The organism is Paenibacillus naphthalenovorans (genome assembly GCF_001465255.1).
Taxonomy (GTDB): domain Bacteria; phylum Bacillota; class Bacilli; order Paenibacillales; family NBRC-103111; genus Paenibacillus_G; species Paenibacillus_G naphthalenovorans.
In genome coordinates, this window is record NZ_CP013652.1 from 5,134,536 (window position 1) to 5,153,075 (window position 18,540).

Annotated in this window: 12 protein-coding genes; 10 read left to right on the forward strand and 2 right to left on the reverse strand. The window is 48.9% G+C overall.

The genetic code is table 11. The features are described from left to right. Positions 1-106 precede the first annotated feature (106 nt). Positions 107-886, reverse strand: a complete 780-nt coding sequence (locus IJ22_RS25220; RefSeq protein WP_062410759.1) for an IclR family transcriptional regulator — start codon at positions 884-886, stop codon at positions 107-109. 243 nt (positions 887-1,129) lie between these two features. On the opposite strand from IJ22_RS25220, the gene IJ22_RS25225 reads away from it, so the two are divergent. The 6 genes from IJ22_RS25225 (at position 1,130) to IJ22_RS25250 (ending at position 8,573) form a co-directional block, all read left to right on the forward strand. Then, a complete protein-coding gene (locus IJ22_RS25225) occupies positions 1,130-2,941 on the forward strand; it encodes a thiamine pyrophosphate-requiring protein (RefSeq protein ID WP_082660956.1) in 1,812 nt (603 codons plus the stop codon). Between the two features lie 98 nt (positions 2,942-3,039). Continuing rightward, positions 3,040-3,603: a TRAP transporter small permease gene (locus tag IJ22_RS25230; RefSeq protein ID WP_054818425.1), complete on the forward strand. Its 564-nt coding sequence runs from the start codon at positions 3,040-3,042 to the stop codon at positions 3,601-3,603. Further along, positions 3,600-4,877, forward strand: coding sequence for a TRAP transporter large permease (locus IJ22_RS25235; protein WP_062410760.1), 1,278 nt, complete (start codon positions 3,600-3,602; stop codon positions 4,875-4,877). The genes IJ22_RS25230 and IJ22_RS25235 overlap by 4 nt, the downstream gene beginning before the upstream one ends. A 47-nt stretch (positions 4,878-4,924) precedes the next feature. Then, on the forward strand, positions 4,925-6,031 hold the full coding sequence (locus IJ22_RS25240) for a TRAP transporter substrate-binding protein (protein WP_062411155.1): 1,107 nt from the start codon (positions 4,925-4,927) through the stop codon (positions 6,029-6,031). Between the two features lie 56 nt (positions 6,032-6,087). Next, positions 6,088-7,032, forward strand: coding sequence for a ketopantoate reductase family protein (locus IJ22_RS25245; protein ID WP_054818426.1), 945 nt, complete (start codon positions 6,088-6,090; stop codon positions 7,030-7,032). Between the two features lie 83 nt (positions 7,033-7,115). After that, entirely contained in the window at positions 7,116-8,573 is a 1,458-nt protein-coding gene (locus IJ22_RS25250) for an aldehyde dehydrogenase family protein (RefSeq protein ID WP_235594380.1), read from the forward strand. Positions 8,574-8,658: 85 nt separating this feature from the next. On the opposite strand, the gene IJ22_RS25255 is transcribed toward IJ22_RS25250, so the two are convergent. Next, the gene (locus IJ22_RS25255) at positions 8,659-9,426 is read right to left on the reverse strand and encodes an IclR family transcriptional regulator (protein WP_062410761.1); all 768 of its coding nucleotides are present in this window, start codon (positions 9,424-9,426) and stop codon (positions 8,659-8,661) included. 209 nt (positions 9,427-9,635) lie between these two features. On the opposite strand from IJ22_RS25255, the gene htpG reads away from it, so the two are divergent. From htpG to IJ22_RS25275, 4 genes are all read left to right on the forward strand, one after another. Continuing rightward, positions 9,636-11,516 carry a molecular chaperone HtpG gene (htpG, locus tag IJ22_RS25260; protein WP_062410762.1) on the forward strand — a complete coding sequence of 627 codons (1,881 nt, stop codon included), beginning with the start codon at positions 9,636-9,638 and terminating at the stop codon, positions 11,514-11,516. Positions 11,517-11,690: 174 nt separating this feature from the next. After that, positions 11,691-13,604, forward strand: a complete 1,914-nt coding sequence (locus IJ22_RS25265; RefSeq protein WP_062410763.1) for a site-specific DNA-methyltransferase — start codon at positions 11,691-11,693, stop codon at positions 13,602-13,604. Between the two features lie 15 nt (positions 13,605-13,619). Then, the gene (locus IJ22_RS25270) at positions 13,620-16,670 is read left to right on the forward strand and encodes a type III restriction-modification system endonuclease (RefSeq protein ID WP_062410764.1); all 3,051 of its coding nucleotides are present in this window, start codon (positions 13,620-13,622) and stop codon (positions 16,668-16,670) included. 222 nt (positions 16,671-16,892) lie between these two features. Continuing rightward, a complete protein-coding gene (locus IJ22_RS25275) occupies positions 16,893-18,518 on the forward strand; it encodes a helix-turn-helix domain-containing protein (protein WP_054818429.1) in 1,626 nt (541 codons plus the stop codon). The last annotated feature ends 22 nt before the right edge of the window (positions 18,519-18,540 follow it).

Consider the following 18,540-nt stretch of genomic DNA (forward strand, 5'->3'; position numbering starts at 1 on the left):
ACTGCAATAAGGGATGCTGCCGCGGGCAGCATCCCTTATCTTTTTCAGTAATTCATACTATTAAAATGTAAAAAAATGTAATATTATAAGACTTTTCGGCCGCTGGTCATGGCGGTTTAAGCTGTTGAAAGCGCAGGGAGATTTCTTTGGCTGCCTGTAATACGAGCTTTGTCAAGAGCGGGAGGGCGTCTTTGGATATGCGCTGGACGGGGCCCGGAATGCTCACGGTGGCGATGACTTGTCCCCGCGAATTGCGAATCGGGGCGGCTACTGAAGCGATGCCCTCATGCAATTCCTCTACACTCACCGAGAAACCCTGCTCCCGGACTTTGTCCAGTAATGCGTGCATTTGCTTTACGTCCGTGATCGTTTTACGGGTGTAAGCCTTCAACCCCTTGCTGAACAAAAGGTTCACGGTTTCCTTCGGTTGATAAGCCAAAAACACCTGACCTGAACTCGTACAATGGGCCGGCACCCGGCTTCCTATCATCGAGAGAGAAGCATGGGTGTTTATGCCATCAATGCGATTGAGAAAAATAACTTCGCCATCCCGAAAAATACCGATATGGATGGATTCTTTCGTTTTTTTACCCAGTTGGCGGATAACGGGCAGTGCCGTTTGATGAAGGGGCATGGTGGAAGTGACGATATTGCTGATGGCCAGAATCGAAATGCCCAGTCGGTACAAATTCGTATTCGGGTCCTTGGCGATGAAGCCTTCACCTGCCAATGTGGTTACCAAGCGGTGAACGGTGCTTTTGGCAATCCCCAGCTTCTCGGACAGTTCGCTGATGCCCAATTCGGCTTCTTCCGGGGAGAAGGCGTTCAAGAGGCGCACCGCGTTTTGAACAGAACTAAAGCGCTTGCCGCCTTGATGAGGCCGCATCACGATTTCCTCCTTATATCCGGGTACTACGCTATTCCACGGCCCTCCTTTAATACGTATTTTATTTCATTTGTTTAATATAGAAGAAAATTAAAGTTTCGCAAAATACACTCTGATACTATTATAGATTCCAATAACGTTATTTGTAATCGCTTTAAAAACCTGTGCAGGGTGAAAATGTAAATATTTTTGCGGTGAGCAGAGGGAACACGATTGAATTTCATATTGGAAAGGCGGTTTACCATGGAACCATCATCCCCGAATAACCAATCCGCAGTAACTTATGAGCTAAAGGATGGTTTGGACAACAAGGCAGCAAGTAAATTTACTACGGCTTCCGCTTTAATGGAATCGCTTCATGAGGCCGGCGTTTCCTGTATTTTCGCCAATTTGGGAAGCGATCACCCCGCTCTCATCGAAGAATGGGCACAGGCCCAATTACAAAACAAGAACTACCCCCGCATTATTATTTGTCCGCACGAATTCGTCGCTTTAAGCGCTGCCCATACCTACGCCCAAGTCAGCGGACGGCCGCAAGCGGTATTTATCCATGTGGAATGCGGCACCCAAAATCTCGGCGGATCCGTACATAATGCGGCAAAAGGCAGGGTGCCTGTGCTTATTTTTGCCGGCGCTTCTCCGTTTACTCAGGAAGGCGAGCTTGTCGGAAGCCGAAATGAACATATTCATTGGATTCAAGACGTGTTTGATCAACGCGGTATTGTGCGGCAGTATATGAAGTACGATAATGAAATCCGCACCGGAAAAAATGTGAAGCAGCTTGTCCATCGGGCACTGCAAATAGCGGAAAGCGACCCGAAAGGGCCGGTATACCTCATGGCCCCGCGCGAAGTGCTGGAGGAAGAGATCGAACGGTCTTCCTTCCGGACGCAAGGCTGGGAACCGCTGTCCCCGAGTGCCATTCCCCCGGAGAAGATTGCCGAGATCGCGAACGATTTGCTGCAGGCCCAAAAACCGCTAATCGTCACCTCTTATTTAGGAAGAAACAAGCAGGCGGTTCCGGAGCTTGTCCGATTGAGCGAGCGTTTAGCCGTTCCGGTACTGGAATCAGCGCCTTATTATATGAACTTCCCCGGAGATCATCCTCTTCATGTAGGCTATCAGTGGAATCATCCGGAGCAAAATGAAATCCTTGCCGAAGCGGATCTGGTTCTTGTGATCGACAGCGATGTGCCCTGGATTCCGCTGCACAATCAACCGGCCAAAGACTGTACGGTTTACTTTATAGACGTTGACCCATTAAAAGAAAAGACACCTTTATGGTATATCCCGTCCAAAAGATTTTATAAGGCCGATTCATTCGCGGCTCTTCAGCAGTTGAACGCTTATTTCAATACAATCCATCATTTGATCGATGAAAAAGCTGTCCGGGAGCGCAACCAATATTTCACCCTGATTCATCACCGGCAAAGGGAAGAATGGAGGCGCCTGGAGCAGCTGGACGACAGCGACATCATTACGCCGGAGTATCTTACTGCCTGTATCCGTGAAGCCATAGATGAGGATACGATTGTGCTGACCGAAACGATTACCAATTATGCAACCGTCAGCAAGCATTTACCGCGCAATACACCTGGAACCTTGCTGGGAAGCGGTGCGAGCGCTTTAGGATGGCACGGAGGAGGGGCGATTGGCGCCAAGCTTGCTGCGCCGGATAAAACCATCGTCAGCCTTACGGGGGACGGTTCCTATATATTCAGTAATCCGACACCCGTTCATTGGGTGGCGAGGAAATACAATACCCCTTTTCTGACCGTTATTTACAACAATCATGGATGGGGCGCGCCCAGAATGTCTACGCTCGGTGTCCATCCCAACGGCGTAGCCCGCCAGACGGACCAATTCTGGGTCAATTTCGATCCATCGTCCGAATTGGCCAAGGTGGCCGAAGCCGCCGGCGGAGCGTATCCCAGATTGGTTGAAAAACCAAGTGAATTAAAGGAGGCCATAGTCAGCGCTCTGCACATGGTCAAAGGAGGGCGGTCTGCTGTGCTTGATGTGCGTTTGCCGCAAGTATCCAAGCAGCAGCACTGAATGTTGAACACGAGGGTTCGGATTCTCAAAGAGGATAGTTGGACAAAAGGTGCGGCGGGACATCTTACGAATATGATTACTCCTATGGAGGGAATCAGATGAAGAACATATCCAAATGGTTAGGTAACGCTTTGAACATTTTGATGGCGTTTTCCCTATTATTTATGTGCATTCTGGTACTGGGCAATGTGATTTTGCGGTATGTGTTTGATTCGGGGATCACCTGGTCTGAGGAAATGTCCCGTTTCTTATTTGTGTGGATGATCTTCTTGGGATCGATCGGGGCCTTGAAGGATAATGAACATCTCGGGGTAGAGATGCTGGTCAAAAGACTGCCGCCTTCCATGAAAAAGATCGCCTATATCATCAGCCATGTGTTGATTCTCTTTGCCTTGTTGTTGATTTTACAAGGAAGCTGGAAGCTGATTCTGCTCAATATGGACAGCAATGCGCCTGCTACAGGAATACGGATGTCCTATGTATACGCGATTGGCATCATTATGAGCTTAGGTATGGCCCTTGTGGTTATGATCAAAATGTACAAAGTGCTGCTCCGCAAATCTGCCATAGATAAAGCTGTTCGCATGAAAGAATCGGAAGAAGAGATGCTCGGGCCTGTATACGAAAAGAGGCAGACGCTTTCGGGAGGGAACCAACCATGACAATGACGATTTTCCTCGGTTCACTCTTGGGCTCTATGGTTCTTGGAACGCCTATTGCTTTCGCGCTGTTAATTAGCGGTGTGGCTTTAATGATCCAATTGAATATGTTCGACAGTCTGATCATTGCCCAGAATTTGATTAACGGAGCGGACAGCTTCCCGCTAATGGCTGTCCCGTTCTTTATTCTCGCAGGCGAATTGATGAATGCAGGGGGGATTTCCACTCGTATTATCAACTTTGCATTGTCGTTCGTCGGACATATACGCGGAGGATTGGGTTATGTCGCCATCATTGGAAGCGTCTTGTTTGCCGGTTTATCCGGGTCGGCTTTGGCCGATACGGCGGCGCTTGGCGCAATCCTGATCCCGATGATGGTAAAGGCCGGGTATGATCGCAATCGATCGACCGCTTTGATTGCATCGGGCGGTATTATTGCGCCAATTATCCCTCCGAGCATTCCGATGATTATTTTCGGCGTGACCAGCGGTGTATCGATTACCAAGCTGTTTATGGCCGGTATTGTCCCCGGGCTTCTGATTGCATTAGGGCTAACCATTGCTTGGACCCTGGTCGTTCGTAAAGATAAGGTAGCCGTTTTCCCCCGCAAGTCTGTAAAAGAAATGTGGCATGCAACCAAACAAGCCGTTTGGGCGCTCCTCCTGCCGGTGATTATTATCGGGGGATTGCGCGGGGGGATATTTACACCAACGGAAGCAGCGGTGGTTGCGGCTTTCTATGCCTTTCTCGTCGGCTTCATCATCTACCGTGAATTGAAAATCCAGCACTTGTTCCGTGTCTTTGTGGCTTCAGCAAAAGTGACGAGCGTGGTCATGTTTTTGGCGGCTGCCGCGATGGTTTCCGCTTGGCTGATTACGATAGCAGATATTCCCATTCTTTTGGTGGATATGCTGGGACCGTTGATTGAGAACAAATTGCTGCTGCTCATTGCGATTAATATCTTGGTATTACTTGTTGGGACGGCTATGGATCTTACACCCACTATTCTGATTTTGACCCCGATCCTCATGCCGATTATCGAACAGGCCGGGATTGATCCGGTTTATTTCGGAGTCCTTTTCGTTCTAAATAACTGTATCGGTTTGCTAACCCCGCCTGTGGGGGCCGTATTGAACGTCGCTTGCGGTGTCGGCAAGGTGGATATGGAAGGCATATTGAAGGGAATTTGGCCTTTTTTACTGGTTGAAGTGCTGATTTTGTTTCTGCTGATCCTCTTTCCGTCTATCGTAACCGTTCCGCTAGGATGGTTCACTTGAGAGAAGGAAGGCTTCAATATCAAATCCACATGAAACGAGGGAAGGCTATGAAAAAATGGTTAAAACCGCTCGTAATTGGATTAACTGTACTTAGCTTACTTGTAGTCACAGGCTGTGGAAATGCCGGAAGCGGGGGAACTCAAGGCGGTAACGGAGATAGCGGTGCAAATGTCGCCAATGGAGCATCAACGCCGGCAGCAGCTAAAGCCCAAGATTCCGCCAATGTGAAAACGCGCGTGATGAAAGCCGGAATTGTCAGTCCTAAAGGCCACCCGCAGGGGCTCGGTTTGGAGAAATTCGCGGAACTCGTCGAGCAAAAAAGCGGTGGGAAAATGAAGGTTCAACGATTTTATGATGCATCGCTTGGTGATGATAAGAAAATGATGGAAGCCGTGCAGGGCGGCCTGCAGGAGGTAGCGGGAATCACGACCCCGCCCATATTCGGCACGATCAAAGCATTCGGTATTTTCGATTTTCCTTTCGTAATTAATAATGAAAAACAAGCGGATGCCGTCATGGATGGGCCTATCGGCCAAAAATTGATGGATTTACTGCCGCAGCACAAAATCATTGGATTAAGTTATTGGGAAAACGGATTCCGTAGTATCACCAACAGCAAGCACCCGATTACGAGGGTAGAAGATTTTAAGGGAATTAAGATTCGGACGCTGCCTAACCCCATCCATTTGGAGATGTTTAAAACGCTGGGAGCCAATCCGACGCCGATGGTCTTTTCCGAAGTATTCTCCGCTTTGGAGAGCAAAGCCATTGACGGACAAGAAAACTCCTTTGCGGTGGTCGAATCCCATAAGCTGTATGAGGTTCAAAAATATTTAACTATCACGAATCATCTGTATGCTCCGACCATCCTCATATTCAGCAAGAAATATTGGGATCAATTGTCGGATGAAGAAAGAAAGATTGTTCAGGAAGCCGCTGCAGAATCCGGTAAATTTCAGCGGGAAACCAACAGAGCGATGGCCCAGGAAACATTGGAGAAGTTGAAGGCCGCCGGTATGCAAGTGAATGAAATGTCACCTGAAGAAAAAGCCAAAATGCAACAGCTCACCCGACCGTTAATTGATAAGTTCTCCAAAGAAATTGGCGAAGATTTGGTGAAGGAGCTCTTCAAGGAATTGGATAGTATCAAATAATCAGCTTGACCGCGAACCCGACAATGAAGCGGCATAGCTGTCAAAGAGGTGATGGGATGAGAATCGCAGTCGCAGGCGCAGGAGCGATGGGGTGCCGATTTGGCTCGATGCTGCATCGCAGCGGGCAATCCGTGATATTGATCGATCGTTGGAGAAATCATATAGAAGCAATTCAAACCAACGGATTGCGTGTCATTCATGAAGGCGGCACATCCACGTATAGATTAGAAGCCGTGACGGATTTTACTACGGTAGGCGTTGCAGATCTTGTCATGGTCTTCACCAAAGCCATGCATACCCAAGCTGTTGTCGAGCAAGCGCTGCCCATCATGGGTCCACACACGCAAGTGCTGACATTGCAGAACGGATTGGGTAATTTGGAAGCGGTTACTTCATATGTCCCTCGCGAGCGGGTGATTGTCGGCGTGACCAATTTCGGTACGGAGCTGGTTGCTCCGGGAGTGATTCGCGCACTCGGCTCCGGGGAAACCGTCATGATGAGCGCTCACGGACAAATCACCGAAGCGCTGCAGCAGATTTGCGGCATGATGAACGAGGCCGGCCTGCATGTGTCCATTGAACCGGACGTGATGTCCATCGTTTGGAAGAAGGTCGCATTTAATGCGGTGTATAATCCGCTTGCGGCGCTGACTCGATTGAAGGCATCGGATATCGGAGGCTATGAACGGTTTGACGAGCTCGTGAACGGCATCCTGGACGAAATCGTGACCGTAGCGAAAGCGGAACAAGTGGATATCGAAAAAGAAGATATCATCGCAGCGATCCAAGGCGTTCTCGATCCGGCCATGTCGGGCGAGCATCTGACTTCCATGCTGCAGGATGTGCTGGCTCAACGGGCAACGGAGATCGCCTTCCTCAACGGAGCCATCGTGGATAAAGCGGGGAAATACGGTATTGCCGTTCCGTATAATACGCTGCTGACCCATCTGATCCGTATGCTGGAAAGCACGTATGAGAAACGGATCGAAGTCCTTCACTAGAAGGGACTGTCAGCTTTCAGCCTTTAATAATAAATGATGAGAGGAGCTTACAAATGGCAATCACAAAAGAAGAACTTCCAATGATGCGTTACGAAAATTTAAACAAAAGCTTTATTAACGGCGAATGGGTGGAGGGGAGAAGCGACCAAACTTACGATATTGTAAATCCTTACGATCATTCGGTTGTGACTACGGTTCGGTTGGCGACGTCCCAGCAGCTGCATGAGGCCATTGACATGGCGAAGCAGGCGCAAAAGAAATGGGCCAAATCTTCCGCCGATGAAAGGAAGACGGTCATTTACAAGGCGGCAGAGTATTTGAAAGCTAACCGGGCCGCCATTGTGGATATCATCGTTCGTGAGACGGGAGGCACTTTGTTAAAAGCCAATGTGGAAGTGCATCTCGCCCTGGAGGTGCTGGAGGAAGCAATACATTATGCGGACGCAATCGATCAGGTGAGGGAGATTCCTTCTGCCATCGAGGGGAAGGTCAATCATATCCGCCGGCTTCCTTTGGGAGTGGTTGCGTCGATTTCGCCGTTTAATTTCCCAATGAATTTGTCGATGAGAACCATTGCGCCGGCCATTGCGTTGGGGAACAGCGTGGTGCATAAGCCTGATATTCAAGTTGGCTTAACCGGCGGTTCCATTATCGCCAAGGCATTCGAGCACGCCGGTCTGCCTCATGGCGTATTCAATATGATTCTCACGGATATCACAGAAATCGGCGATGACCTGTTAACCCATCCGCATGTCGGATTGATCAGTTTCACCGGTTCTACTGCCGTCGGAAGACACATCGGCGAGATTGCCGGTAGAAACTTGAAGCGAGTTATTCTGGAACTGGGCGGTAACAGTCCGTTTGTGGTGCTGTCGGATGCGGACGTCGACCGGGCGGTGGATGCTGCGGTGTTTGGGAAGTTCATCCATCAAGGACAAATTTGTATGATTATTAACCGTATCATTGTCCATAAAGATAAGCACGACGAGTTTGTCCAAAAGTTTGTGGAAAGAGCGAAGGCCCTTCCGTGCGGCGATCCGAGGGACCCGAACACCATGATCGGCCCTCTTATTAACGAGCGTCAGCTTGAGAAAGCGGTCAGTGCGATTGAGGCGGCCAAACGAGATGGAGCGAAAATGGCGTTGGAAGGCAAACGGGAAGGCAATGTGCTTACACCTTACGTATTTATTGATGTAGATAACTCAAGCAAGCTGGCGCAAACCGAGCTGTTTGCCCCCATCGCCACCATTATCAAAGCGAATACGGACGAAGAAGCCATAATTATGGCGAATGAAACCGAATACGGGTTAAGCTCTTCGATCTTTACGACAGATTTGGCCAAAGGCGAAGAGTTGGCGCTGCAAATCGAGAGCGGGATGACGCATATTAACGACCAGACGGTGAATGACAGCCCCAACATTCCGTTTGGCGGAAATAAGGCGAGCGGAAGCGGAAGGTTTGGGAATCCGTGGATTATCGATGAATTTACAATAACCAAATGGGTTTCGGTTCAGGAAAAGTATCGCCGTTTCCCATTCTAAAAAGCAGCGACCGCTCCCCGGTATCGTTAGAAGGAGCGGTCGCTTTGTGTTATCTGCGGCCTTGGATCTCACCGAACGCCGGGATTCAACCGTAATAGCCCAATTTGGCGGAAATCCCAAGCCCCGCTTGCTTCAACGTTGTCACCGCATGCTCAATATTGCAGCTCCGGATGCGTTCTGTCGGCCCGGCGATACTGACGGCGGCCACCACCTCGCCGGTATAATCGCGTACAGGCACCCCAATACTTGAAACGCCTTCGTATATTTCATCAATACATAGGGCATATCCCTGGCTTCGGATATCCTTTAAATGCTTCTTGAAGCGTTCCGGGTCGGTGATGGAATTGGGACCGTAAGGCTGCAAGCGTTCCGCTATTCCTGAAATGATCTCCTCTTTTTGAAAGGCCAGAATCGCTTTTCCCGATCCGGTGCAGGATACGGGGTTCCGGTTGCCTACGGGCGACAGGGGATGGGGATGTTTAACATCCACTTTCTGAAGGTACGCCACATTAGTCCCTTCCAAAATGCCGATAAAAGCGGATTCCCCCAGTTCCTCCGCCAGTCTCTCCAAAAAAGGAAGCGATTCCCGGTGAATTTCCATCTGTGTCGTAATGATCCCGCTGTAACGCAAAAAGGCAAGGCCGAGGCGGTACCGGGACTTTGGGCTTTTCTCCAACAGACCCTCGGCCGTGAGGAAAGTCATGAGATGGTAGGCCGTACTTTTGTTTAGTCCCAAGAGCCTGGAGATCTCCGTCACTCCCAATTCAGGCCGTTCCAAAGAGAACAGACGCAAGATACGCGCCGCATTTTTTACGGAATTAAGGGTATAATCCTTCTTTTTAAGCGCTTTCATAAGCCTCTCCGGCGAATTCGCGTTTTTCACTTATTATATCACTAAATGATATGAATATGGTAAAGGGGGGCCCATATAGTCAATTGACCGGACTCAAAAATTCTACTGTATATTGACATCAAAAAATCGTCTATGTAATATTAAAAGAAGAGTTAGCACTCAGGCGCTTAGAGTGCTAATCGCGGAACGGATTGAAAGGAGAGCGAATCATGGCCAAAAAACAGTTTAAAGCCGAATCCAAAAGATTATTGGAAATGATGATTAACTCCATTTATACGCAGAGAGAAATTTTCCTAAGAGAGCTGATCTCGAATGCGAGCGATGCCATTGACAAAATCTACTATAAAGCGCTGTCCGACGATCAATTGGTTTTTGATAAAGACAATTATTACATCAAAGTAAAGCCGGATAAGGCCAACCGGACATTGACCATCTCCGATACGGGGATCGGTATGACCAAAGAGGAGCTGGAGAATAACCTGGGGGTTATCGCCAAGAGCGGCTCATTGGCATTCAAGAAAGAAAACGAATTGAAGGATGGGCACAATATCATCGGTCAATTCGGGGTGGGATTTTATTCTGCTTTTATGGTAGCCGAAGTGGTTACGGTCATCAGCAAGGCTTTGGGCAGCGATGAGGCGTATAAGTGGGAATCCAGAGGAGCAGACGGGTATACGATTGAGCCATGCGAGAAAGCGACGGCAGGTACGGATATTATTTTGAAAATTAAAGAGAATACGGAAGAGGATCAATACGACGAGTATCTTGAAGAGTATCGTTTAAGATCGATTATCAAAAAATACTCCGATTTTATCCGGTACCCCATAAAGATGGATGTGAAAGGGCAGCGGCCTAAAGAAGGCAGCGACAATGAATTCGAAGAATATGTTGAAGAACAAACCATCAACAGCATGGTTCCGATTTGGCGGAAAAACAAGAACGAGCTTACGCCGGAAGACTATGAAAATTTCTACACCGAGAAACGCTACGGGTTCGATAAGCCTCTAAAGCATATTCATATTAGTGCCGACGGTGCCGTGGTGTATAATGCCATTCTGTTTATCCCGGAGAATACGCCGTTCGATTATTATACGAAGGAATATGAGAAAGGCCTGGAGCTGTATTCCAACGATGTGCTGATCATGAATAAGTGTCCCGATCTGCTTCCCGACTATTTCAGCTTTGTTAAGGGAATGGTGGATTCCGAGGATTTATCGCTCAACATTTCCAGAGAGATTCTGCAGCATGACCGGCAATTGAGCCTCATCGCCAAAAACATCAAGAACAAAATCAAGAGCCAGCTGCAAAGCTTATTGAAGGATGAAAGAGAGAAGTATGAAAAATTCTATAAGGCCTTTGGCAGACAGCTGAAATTCGGGGTATACAGCGATTTCGGCGCCAATAAAGAGGTGCTGCAGGATCTGCTGATGTTCTACTCCTCCAAAGAGAAGAAGCTGGTCACCCTGGATGAGTACGTGTCGAGAATGCCTGAGGATCAAAAATACATCTACTATGCCTCCGGGGAATCGATTGAACGCATCGAGAAGCTTCCTCAAACCGAGCTGGTAGCCGACAAGGGATATGAGATCCTATACTTTACCGATGATATCGATGAGTTCGCCGTCAAAATGCTCATGACCTATAAAGAAAAAGAATTTAAATCGGTATCGAGCGGCGACCTGGGAATTGAACCGGATGCAAGCGAAAACACGTCGGATGCAGAAGAGGGCGAAACCAAAGACCTCTTTGAATATATGAAAAACATACTGAAGGATAAAGTGAAGCATGTCAAAGCATCCAAGAGATTGAAGACCCATCCTGTCTGCCTGTCTACGGAGGGCGAATTAACGATTGAAATGGAAAAGATCCTCAAAGCCATGCCTAGCGGCCAGGATGTCAAAGCGGACAAGATTCTGGAGATCAACATCCATCATGAGGTATTCCAATCCTTAAAGGATGCTTATGCAAACGATAAAGAGAAACTCAATCTGTATACAAATTTGTTGTACAACCAGGCACTGTTAATCGAAGGATTGCCGATCCAGGATCCCGTCGAATTCACCAACGATATTTGCAAAATCATGGTTTAATATAACAGAATAACCCGATTCGGGCGCAAGCCCGGGTTGGGTTATTTGTCGTTGTCCCCCTGACGCACCGTGCATGGGATATGTCCAAAGAAGGACTTTCCTGTAGACAGAAGAATAAGTAATATACAGAAAAATAGTGCTGGATGACCAAGGGGAAACACAGGAGGCAAACTCATGAATCAATTGGCTATGAAAACATTCAATACGACACAAGTCAACCTCGAGAAAATAGCGGCGCTGTTTCCCAATGTGATTACGGAGACAAGAGATCGTCAAGGGAAATTGATCCGCGCGATCGATTTTGATTTGTTAAAACAGGAGCTGTCCGATGTCCTTGTCGAAGGAGAGAAAGAACGATACCAGCTGACCTGGCCGGGCAAGAAAGAGGCGATCCTCAACGCCAATACGCCCATCGATAAAACGCTGCGGCCGGTCAAAGAAGACAGTGTCGATTGGGACAGCACGCAAAATCTGTACATCGAAGGCGACAACCTCGAAGTGCTGAAGCTGCTGCAGGAGTCCTATTTACATAAGATTAAAATGATTTACATTGATCCCCCGTACAATACAGGAAAGGATTTCATTTATAAGGACGATTTCAAATCGTCTGCCGATGTCTATTTGGCGGCGTCGGGACAAGTCGATTCCGAAGGGAATAGACTGGTTCAGAATACCGAATCCAATGGAAAATTCCATAGTGACTGGTTAACCATGATGTATTCCCGGCTTAAAGTATCCAAGAACTTGTTAAGAGACGACGGAATCGTGTTTATCAGTATCGACGAAAGCGAGCATCCAAGACTGCGCCTGTTGTGCGATGAGATATTTGGAATCAAAAACCATATCGCGGACCTGGTTTGGCAAAATAAAAAGGGCGGGGGAAACGACTCCAGGCATGTCGCCGTCGAGCATGAATATATTCTGGTTTACGCCAAAAATAAAGAGATGGTCGATGAGCTTTATGAAATGTACTCCGACGACTATTTGAAGCGCTACAAAGAGGAAGACTCGGAAGGTAAATTTTATTGGGACACATTTAAAAGAAAATCGGGGAAGCAATATTATCCGATTACCTGCCCGGACGGCACCGTCCTGGAATTGGACGAAAACGGCAATCCGATCAGCTGGCTCCGGTCGGAGAAAAGGTTTAAAGAAGACCTGGCCAAAGGAGAAATCCGGATCATTAAAGTCGGCGAGAACTGGTCGGTCCAGTTTAAACAACGATTGCCCAAAGGCAAGACGCCCAGAAGCATCTATAAATCCGGCGCCATGCTGGATGAGAATGGAACAACCAGCGACGGCAGCAGCGATTTGCTCCGGCTATTCGGCAAAGACGTGTTTTCTAACCCGAAGCCCGTCAGCTTAATCAAGCATCTGATCGGCTTTGGCATAGGCTCCGAGGATCTGGCCCTCGATTTCTTCTCCGGCTCCGGTACACTGGCCCATGCGATCATGGAATTAAACGCGGAGGATAACGGCCGCAGAAAATTTATTCTGGTGCAGCTGCAGGAAGATATTGACGCGATGTACAATCAGGCCGAACAAAACCGGAAAATGATCTTCAAAAATGCGATAGATACGTTAAACGAACTGAACCGCCCTCATTACTTAACGGAGCTGGGTAAAGAGCGCATCCGCCGCGCCGCCGGGAAAATCAAAGAGGAGACCGGAGCGGACATTGATTATGGCTTCCGGGTATACCGTACGGATTCCTCCAATATGAAGGATGTCTACTATACGCCGGCCGAGCTGGGTCAAGTGGATCTTGCGGATTTGGCATCCAACATCAAGGAAGACCGGACCGGGGAAGATCTGCTCGTTCAAGTGATGCTGGAATGCGGCCTGGAGCTTTCATTGCCCATGGAAACAAAGGAAGTTGAAGGGAAGACCGTTCATCATGTGGCAGGCGGCTCCTTGATCGCCTGCTTCGATGAAGACATCACGGAATCGGTCATGAAGAAGATTGCAATGGAACAGCCTCAGCGTGTCGTATTCCGCGACAGCTCTTTTAGGGACGACGCCGCACGCATCAACGTGGAAGAACTGTTCAAGCTGCTTTCTCCGGGCACGGAAATCCAGGTGCTGTAAGGAAGGTGAGCTGACATGAGAATAAAATTCAAGCACCAACCGTTTCAGCTGGATGCCGTCAAAAGCGTTGTCGGCGCGTTTTACGGGCAGCCTAACGAATCCTCCCGTTTCACGCTGGATAAGGGCAGACGGCAGAAGGCCGAATATGCGGGGGATTTGTTTCAAACGGCAAATAACGAACCGGAATATGGATTTAAAAATCATGCCATCAAGCTGCCCGATCATGACATACTCCGCAATATCCAAGCCGTACAACGCGAGAACGGATTGAAAATATCGGAGCGGCTCGAAGGCCAATATAACCTGACGGTCGAAATGGAAACCGGTACGGGCAAGACCTACACCTATATCCGGACGATGTTTGAGCTGTACAAGAAATACGGATGGAGCAAATTCATCATCGTTGTCCCGTCCATCGCCATCCGGGAAGGCGTACTCAAGACGTTTCAAATGACGGAAGATCATTTTATGGCCGAATACGGGTCGAAGGTTCGATATTTTGTCTACAACTCCAAGCAATTGCATCATATCGAGAGGTTTGCCGCCGATGCCGGCATCAATGTCATGATTATTAATTCGCAAGCGTTTGCAGCCAGAGGGCAGGATGCAAGACGGATTTACATGGAGCTGGATGAATTCCATACCCGCAGACCCATGGATGTGATTGCCGGCACGAATCCGATCCTGATCATTGACGAGCCGCAATCGGTGGAAGGCCAGAAGACCAAGGAATCGCTCAAATTATTCAATCCGCTGTTCACCCTGCGATATTCGGCCACCCACCGGGAGGAATATAACAAGGTTTACCGGCTCGACGCCTTGGATGCATACAATATGAAGCTCGTAAAAAAGATCAGCGTCAAGGGCATCTCGGTGAAAGGGACAAGCGGAACCGAAAGCTACCTGTATCTCGAAGGCATCGATGTCAGCGATAAACATGCTCCCATAGCCCGGCTTGAGCTGGAAATCCGCACAAAAACCGGCTTGAGCAAAAAAACGCTGAGAATCAGAAGCGGCGACGACATGTATCCATTATCCGGCCGGCTGGAACAGTACAGAGGCTATAAGGTGTCCGAAATCAACGGTCGGAACAATACTGTGAGCTTCATTAACGGGGTTACGCTGCGGGCCGGTGACGTCCAGGGCGACGTGAGCGAGCTGCATTTGCGGCGAATCCAGATTCGGGAAACGATTAAATCCCATTTGGAGAAGGAGCGGGTGCTGTTCTATAAAGGGATCAAAGTGCTGTCGCTCTTCTTCATCGATGAGGTTGCCAAATACCGGCAGTATGATCAGGACGGCAGCGAACATAATGGCGTGTACGCCGGCATGTTCGAAGAGGAATATATGGATCTCCTGAACGAGCAGCTGTCGCTGGGTTCGGACGATCCGTACGTTCAGTATTTAAACGGAATTCATGTAAAAGAGACGCACAAAGGGTACTTCTCCATCGACAAGAGGAGCAGCCGGTTCATTGATTCCAAAGTATCCGCCAGAGAGACGGATTCGGATGATGCCGACGCCTACGATTTGATCATGCGGGACAAGGAGAGGCTGCTGAGCTTCGAGGAACCGACACGGTTTATTTTCTCGCATTCCGCCTTGAAAGAAGGCTGGGATAATCCGAACGTGTTCCAGATATGCACGCTGAAGTACAGCGATTCCGCCGTCAAAAAAAGGCAGGAGGTAGGCCGGGGCCTCAGACTGTGCGTCAACCGGCATGGGGAGCGGATCGATTCCAGCGTCCCCGGTATCGACGTGCATGAGATCAACGTCTTGACAGTAATCGCCAGCGAATCCTATGAGCAATTCGCCAAGCAGCTCCAGCATGAAATTGCCGCTGCTTTATCGGACCGGCCCCGCAAGGCGGATATGGGCTTCTTTATGGACAAGGTGTTAACAAACGCCCGCGGCGAGCCATTGAAAATCGGCGAAAAGCTGGCCGCCAAATTGCAGTATACGTTCATAAAGAACGGCTATGTCGACGATCAGTTCCGGTTAACGGATGATTATTATGCCGCAGTTGAACGGCAAGACGTCAAGCTGCCTAATGAACTGTTGCCTTATAAAGAACCGCTCATCGAAATGATCAAAACGATATATGCAGCAGGCAAGGAGGAAATGACGGAGAATGACCGGGACCGCAATATCCCGTCCGTCACCGTGAACGGCAACTTCTACAAAAAAGAGTTTAAGGAGCTGTGGGATCGGATCAACCGCAAATCGGTCTATACCGTCCGGTTCGATTCCGGCGAGCTGGTTCGAAATTGTATCGCGGCATTGGATGCCGACTTACGGGTTCCCTCCGTACGTTATGCCGTCCAGCATGGAGTAATGAACCGGATCGAGTCAAGGGAGCAGTTGAGGCAGGGTGAGGCGTTTGTGACCCGAAAGACGCAGACGGAGTTTGTTCACAAGGAGGCGTCCTCTAGGATCAAATACGATTTGATCGGCAAGCTGATGGATGAGACGCGGCTCACACGAAAGACGATTGCGTCTATCCTGACCGGAGTGAAGCAGAACACCTTTCTGCAGTTCAGGGAAAACCCGGAGGAATTTATCATTCGGGCGGCCAAGCTGATCAATGAACAAAAGGCGACTACCATCATCGAATCGATCACCTATGACGTTGTGAATGAGACGTTCCATACGGACATATTTACCCAAAATACGCTGAAGGGACAGTTGGGCCACAATGCCGTTTCCGCCGAGAAGCACATTTACGATTATGTCGTGACCGATTCCAAAATCGAGAGGGCCTTCGCCCAGGCGCTGGATACGAGCCAGGAAGTGCAGATTTATGCCAAGCTGCCGCGCGGCTTCTTCATCCCGACTCCGGTAGGTAATTACAACCCGGATTGGGCCATTGTGTTCAAGGAAGGCACGGTAAGGCACATTTACTTTATTGCGGAGACCAAGGGCTCGATCGACTCGATGGAACTGAGAGAAGTGGAGAAGGCGAAGATCGAATGTGCCCGCAAGCATTTTGCCCGATTAAGCACGGGACAATTGAAGTACGATGTGGTCAATAATTACGAGAAGCTGCTGGAGATTGTAAAAGGATAATTCCCGTGCGAGCATGGTTCATAAGGTTCGCCGGAAAAAATTGCAAAATGCCTTTGTGTCCGAACCGTTCGGGCTCAAAGGCTTTTTTATGGAGCGTTTTTTTGTGAACAAAATGGGGTTCTTGCAAAAAAAACATTGACGTTGATAATCATTATCAATTAGAATGTGACTTTGTAATGATATTGCAATAGCCGTCGATATATAGAAAGGAGTCATGGGATCATGATTTCGACATTCATCAACGATCAAGCGGCATATACACCAATGGAGAACATGTGGTTTAAGCTCCACGATGTTTGGCATATACAGAAGCGTAATACGTGCTGGAATTTTAAATCGAATAAGCTGGATTTCCATATGCTTTTTATCCCGATCGGCGGGCTGGGCCATGTAAGCATCAACGGTCACAATTATGGGCTGCGGTCCGGATTTATCGTGGTATGCAGGGCGGGTCAAGAGGTCCGGGCAGAAGCCGCCGTTCAGGATGAGGACGGGATATATATCGTTTGTTTCGAATCCGGATTTGCAGTGTTGGAGACAGCCAACGATCAACCGGACCGTTCGGAAAGCTTATTTCCGTTCAGCGGCGACATTGACTTCACTCCGAGCCACGCCGATCTTGCACTTTGCGATACGATGGCCCGCTGCTGGCATAGTAAAAACAAGATGGAGCGCCTGCGCAGTCAGGCCGCTTTTCATGAATTGCTTTACAGCATCATGCAAAGCCGCCTTTTAAAAAACGTCAAGGGCTGGAACAAGGAACTTGTAGCTGCAAAAGCTTTCATGGAGCGGCATTATGAACAGGCTATCGACATAGAACAGCTGGCGGGCTCGATGCAGGTCAGTTCCCGTCATTTTAGGCGGTTGTTTAAGGATACTTACGGAATTAGCGCGATGGATTACATTAATGAGCTGCGTATGAATAAGGCGAAACAATTGATGGAAAAGGGCTGCATGCCCATAGAAGAAATTGCGCGGCAGACCGGATATAACAACGAGAGTCACTTCAGGCGCATGTTTAGAAAGCAGGTGGGCATTCCGCCTGCCCTTTATCTGAAAAACCGGCAAATGAAAGTGGCGGCATACAATTGGTCTAACTTGGGGCAATTGCTGCCGCTTCATATCATTCCGCAGGCAGCCCCGATGGACCAGTATTGGACCGACCACTACCGCAGAAAATACGGGGCCGACGTTACGGTACCCTTGGGACACCGGTATGATTTTAACCGCGAGGCGCTGAGCCGTTTTGGCCCCGATTGCATCATTGGAATCGATGCCTACGTAACGCCGGAGGAGCAAGAAAGGCTTGGGCAGATCGCGCGGACGTTTTTCGTGCCTTGGCTGACCGGAAGCTGGCGTGACCATTTGCGTCTGATAGCGGAATTTCTGGATCGGGGAAGAGAAGCGGAGGCATGGCTCGATAAGTATGACGACAAGGCCGGCCTTGTCTCGGATAAGGTAAACCGCCTGATCCGTCAGGATGATCTGCTTACGATCATGATCGATAGAAAAGGATGCTACCGCTGGGTAAACCGGAGAGAGGATCCGGCTGCGCTGCCCTTTGCTCCGCGTCGCATCGATCAGCTCCCTTCAGACTTTATACGGATGACTGCGGATGAATTACAGGATTGGGAGGCCGGGCGCATACTGATCCTGCTGTCAGAGGATGTCATGTCAAGAGTAACCTGGCATGAACTTCAGCAGACGCAGCATTGGAAGAATTTAAAGGCTGTTCGCGGACAGCGGGTTCATATCGTTACCATTGGCCCTTGGTTCGAGTACACGGCTTACAATCATGGAATGATTCTTGATCAAATCATGGGTATTTGTGGGCATGTTCTTCCGTGAAGCATTCGGACGCCGATGATTT

Excerpts from the sequence above, each read along its gene's own strand:
- IJ22_RS25230 (WP_054818425.1), top strand. The coding sequence starts at position 3,040 with ATGAAGAACATATCCAAATGGTTAGGTAACGCTTTGAACATTTTGATG.
- IJ22_RS25245 (WP_054818426.1), top strand. The coding sequence starts at position 6,088 with ATGAGAATCGCAGTCGCAGGCGCAGGAGCGATGGGGTGCCGATTTGGC.
- IJ22_RS25270 (WP_062410764.1), top strand. The coding sequence starts at position 13,620 with ATGAGAATAAAATTCAAGCACCAACCGTTTCAGCTGGATGCCGTCAAA.
- IJ22_RS25250 (WP_235594380.1), top strand. The coding sequence starts at position 7,116 with ATGCGTTACGAAAATTTAAACAAAAGCTTTATTAACGGCGAATGGGTG.
- IJ22_RS25240 (WP_062411155.1), top strand. The coding sequence starts at position 4,925 with ATGAAAAAATGGTTAAAACCGCTCGTAATTGGATTAACTGTACTTAGC.
- htpG (WP_062410762.1), top strand. The coding sequence starts at position 9,636 with ATGGCCAAAAAACAGTTTAAAGCCGAATCCAAAAGATTATTGGAAATG.
- IJ22_RS25225 (WP_082660956.1), top strand. The coding sequence starts at position 1,130 with ATGGAACCATCATCCCCGAATAACCAATCCGCAGTAACTTATGAGCTA.
- IJ22_RS25235 (WP_062410760.1), top strand. The coding sequence starts at position 3,600 with ATGACAATGACGATTTTCCTCGGTTCACTCTTGGGCTCTATGGTTCTT.
- IJ22_RS25255 (WP_062410761.1), bottom strand. The coding sequence starts at position 9,426 with ATGAAAGCGCTTAAAAAGAAGGATTATACCCTTAATTCCGTAAAAAAT.
- IJ22_RS25275 (WP_054818429.1), top strand. The coding sequence starts at position 16,893 with ATGATTTCGACATTCATCAACGATCAAGCGGCATATACACCAATGGAG.
- IJ22_RS25220 (WP_062410759.1), bottom strand. The coding sequence starts at position 886 with ATGCGGCCTCATCAAGGCGGCAAGCGCTTTAGTTCTGTTCAAAACGCG.
- IJ22_RS25265 (WP_062410763.1), top strand. The coding sequence starts at position 11,691 with ATGAATCAATTGGCTATGAAAACATTCAATACGACACAAGTCAACCTC.